The 3,273-nt window shown below is 67.8% G+C and carries 3 protein-coding genes and 2 pseudogenes; 2 read left to right on the plus strand and 3 right to left on the minus strand.

The features are described 5' to 3' along the window. Together RMO97_RS18215 and RMO97_RS18220 are read left to right on the plus strand one after the other, a co-directional pair. Positions 1–139: pseudogene (locus RMO97_RS18215) on the plus strand (PhoH family protein); the annotation flags it as partial. A gap of 145 nt (positions 140–284) precedes the next feature. Then, positions 285–1,184, plus strand: coding sequence for a hypothetical protein (locus RMO97_RS18220; RefSeq protein ID WP_310542430.1), 900 nt, complete (start codon positions 285–287; stop codon positions 1,182–1,184). A gap of 50 nt (positions 1,185–1,234) precedes the next feature. Here RMO97_RS18220 and RMO97_RS18225 read toward each other — a convergent pair whose 3' ends face one another. The 3 genes and pseudogenes from RMO97_RS18225 to RMO97_RS18235 all read right to left on the minus strand — a co-directional run. Further along, a complete protein-coding gene (locus RMO97_RS18225; RefSeq protein ID WP_310542431.1) occupies positions 1,235–2,239 on the minus strand; it encodes a phytase in 1,005 nt (334 codons plus the stop codon). 382 nt (positions 2,240–2,621) lie between these two features. Beyond that, positions 2,622–2,816 (minus strand): DUF3126 family protein, encoded by a 195-nt coding sequence (locus tag RMO97_RS18230; protein ID WP_409035336.1) that lies wholly within the window; start codon positions 2,814–2,816, stop codon positions 2,622–2,624. Positions 2,817–2,892: 76 nt separating this feature from the next. Then, positions 2,893–3,273: pseudogene (locus RMO97_RS18235) on the minus strand (serine O-acetyltransferase); the annotation flags it as partial.

Raw genomic sequence — 3,273 nt, forward strand, 5'->3', positions numbered from 1 at the left:
GGACCTCCTACCCGAGCTCTCGGGTCTGGGGCCGGTCGCCGATAAGCTGGAGGCCGTCCCCAACATCGCCGTGGTCCGTCTGAAGGACCGCGACATTGTCCGTCACCCGCTGGTCGCCGAGATGCTGGGCGTCCTCTGAGTCTCCCCAGGCCGGCCCCGGATCCCTCTGGAGCCGGCCGACGGAACGGCCTCCCTGACGCGTCAACCCACGCCAAGTGGTGCATCCGGTTGCATTGCGATGCATTTGCTTGGCGCCCGCCCGCAACCCTGGCTAGGCTATCTACATGGCGGGGTCATCCTTCGGCGCGAAACTGGACCTGGTGCTGAAACTGTTCAGCATGAGCCGGGCGCATCTTGCCTCGGCTCTGGCGGTCGACAAATCCTTGGTGGGCCGCTGGATCACCGGGTCGGTCACGCCGTCGGCGCACAATCTGGCCAATATCACCCGCTTTGTCGCCGGCCGGCATCCCGGCTTCACCATGCTCGACTGGGATCGGGACATGGACACCTTCGCCGCCGTGTTCGGCGCCAGCAGCCCGAGTCCCGCGGGAGCCGAACCGACAGCCGAGTCGCTCGACGCATTTCCGCTGGCGATCATGTCCCAGATCCGTGCGGCGACGGCGGCGCGCGCCAAGGATCTGGAGTGCTTCTTCCAGACCACCCGGCCCGCCGAGGCTGCGCCCGGCCGATTCCTTCACGACCAGGGCATGGTGCGGCTCAATCCGAACGGATTGCTTGAGGTCCGCATGGGCGTCCGTGAGACGGTCTACCGCGGCTGGCTGTTCCCGGTGCGCGGCCAACTGTTCTGCATCGCGACCGACGCCGCCAATGGCGCCCTGGTGTTCGCCATCTTCAGCAGCATCCCCAGTGGGCGCCCCCAGCGGCTGGACGGAATCACCCTGGGCAGCAGCAGCGGCTCCCTGCCCGGCGTCGCCGCGGCTCCGATCATTCTGGATCGGGTCGGCGAACTCTCCGGCGATCGGGAAGCCGACGACCGCCGATACCTCGCCATGCTCACCAATGATCCTTTGGCGGCGATGGATTCGGTGCCGCCTGAGGTCGCCGCCCACCTCTCACGGGACTTCGGCCCGACGCCCTTGGCGGCGGGCGGCGACTGGCTGCTGCAGATACCGCTCCACCGCTCGCTGGGCCGCAGCATGGCGGCGATCGCCGACGCCCTTTAGCCTGGCGACAAGCTGCGCCAGCGCTTGGGCGAGCAGCTCTCGCAGCCCCCTCAGAGCCCCAGGGCCAGCTTGACGGCCCGCCAATCCACGAGTTTGAAGTTCTGTCGGCTGCGCCGGGCCGAGGCTGTTTCACCGACGGTGTCGGCATCGTCCTGGACCACCACCAGGCCCTCGGGGAAGCTCCCGACCGGCCCACCCAGGGCCGCCAGTCCGTCGGTGCCGGTCACCGCATCGGCGCCTGCGCCAGGGACCACCGAGAACCGGCCCGCATAGGCGGTCTCGGGGCCATCGACCCGCCACACGGCGAAGGCGCTGTCGCCCTGGCTTGAGGCGATCAGCCAGGTCTTGCCGCCCTCCCGCAACAGGGCCAGGCCTTCGACATCCGGCGCCAGCATGGCGGAGGGCGCGCCCGCCAGCAGGGTGCGGGCCGAGCCCGTGGCCGGGTCCAGGCTGTAGCGCCAGATGCCCTTGGCCTCCTCGGCCACATAGAGCATGCCCTTGGCGTCATCGACGACGCAGCCCTCCGACTGCGAGCCGACCGCGAAGCTCCGCTCCTGGACCAGGGTCGGACCCGCGGCGGCCTCTGTCACGCCGTACTGCGTCACGTCCCCACCCACGCCCACCATCACGGCGACGAAGGTCTCGCCCCGCCGTCCCAGGCAGAAGCCGTACGGCTCACTGACGCTCGTGGCCGCGAAGCCCCAGCGGCGGACCACCGGCGCGCCCGGCGCTGCGGCGGGGTCGGCCAGGAAGAAGGAGATTCCCCCCGCCGATCGGTTGCTCGCGCCGATCAGGATCTGCCGGCGGCCTTCCGCCGGAAAATTGCTCCGCAGGTCGACATTGTTCAGTCGCCCCTCGGCCAGGAACTGAAGCTGTTGGCCCGCCAGATCATAGACATAGAGCCCGGCCTGTTTGTCGGTGCCCAGGATCAGGCCCCGGGCCGGATTGGCCGGGTCGGCCCAGATCTCAGGATCATCCGCGGCGTCCCGGCGGCCGGTGCCGACAGCCGGGGTCTCGCCGGCCGCCGCCACCGGCGTCCCGACCCCGAGCGTCATCGCCCCGGAGTCAGAACGGTTCTCCGGATCAAGAATAGCGCAAGATGATCCAAATATGGATATGACGAAGACTGTCGTAAATCTGAGAAAAAGGTACCTGGACACCGTCACTATCCTCACCCCGATCGCACACTTGTTTCCCTCGCTGCAAAATCATGCTGCGCAAGGCTGGTCAACCACTCCGCTGGCCGGCGAAGACGATCTGATATGAAACACCTGATTGCCTGCGCTACGGCCCCTGCCGCTACTCTTGGCCACGGGGCCCCAGGCCAGACTCTTCCCGACGGCGAGGCCCCGCCGGTGTCCGAGCGGATCAAGATCGGCGTCGGTCGTCTTGACGTCGGGACGGCGCCGCCGGCAGAGCCGGCGGCCCATTCCAAATCTAGGGCAGGTCTTCGGCGAGGATCGCCATCTCGAACATGAAGGAGCCGTCGCCGTCTTCGTCCTCGAAGACCACGCCGATGAACTCGTCGTTGATGTAGACCTCAGCCGAGTCCTTCTGTTTCGGACGCGGGACCAGGGTGATCCGCGCATTGGCGAAGGTACCCCGCATGTGGCCCTCGAGCTTGCGCATCATTCTCTCGTCCACGGCCATCTCCTCGGCGATTCAACAGCCGCGGAACCTAGCTGGTCGCGGCCTGCACGTAAAACCGTCAGATGACGTAGTCGTACACGGCGTCGGCCAGGGTGTGGTCCATGCTGCGGGCCGGCTCTTCGCAGGTCGGGCAGTTGACCAGGCGAGCCGGGACGCCAGCCGCCGTGCAATGGGCCGGAACTGGCTTCAGCACCACCGAACCGGCAGCGATCTTGGCATAGTCGCCGATGTGGATATTGCCGAGCACCTTGGCGCCGGCGCTCAGTAGGACGCCCTTGCCGATCTTGGGGTGGCGATCACCGCGCTCCGCGCCCGTGCCGCCCAGGGTCACGTCCTGCATCATGGACACGTCGTCGCCGATCACCGCGGTCTCGCCGATGACGATGCCGGTGCCGTGGTCGATGAACACCCCTGAGCCGATCTGGGTCGCCGGGTGGAT

This window comes from Phenylobacterium sp. (assembly GCF_031425575.1).
Classification (GTDB): domain Bacteria; phylum Pseudomonadota; class Alphaproteobacteria; order Caulobacterales; family Caulobacteraceae; genus Phenylobacterium.

What these genes read in the sequence shown, in the direction of transcription:
- RMO97_RS18225 (WP_310542431.1), bottom strand. Translation starts at nt 2,239, where the DNA reads ATGACGCTCGGGGTCGGGACGCCGGTGGCGGCGGCCGGCGAGACCCCG.
- RMO97_RS18220 (WP_310542430.1), top strand. Translation starts at nt 285, where the DNA reads ATGGCGGGGTCATCCTTCGGCGCGAAACTGGACCTGGTGCTGAAACTG.
- RMO97_RS18230 (WP_409035336.1), bottom strand. Translation starts at nt 2,816, where the DNA reads ATGATGCGCAAGCTCGAGGGCCACATGCGGGGTACCTTCGCCAATGCG.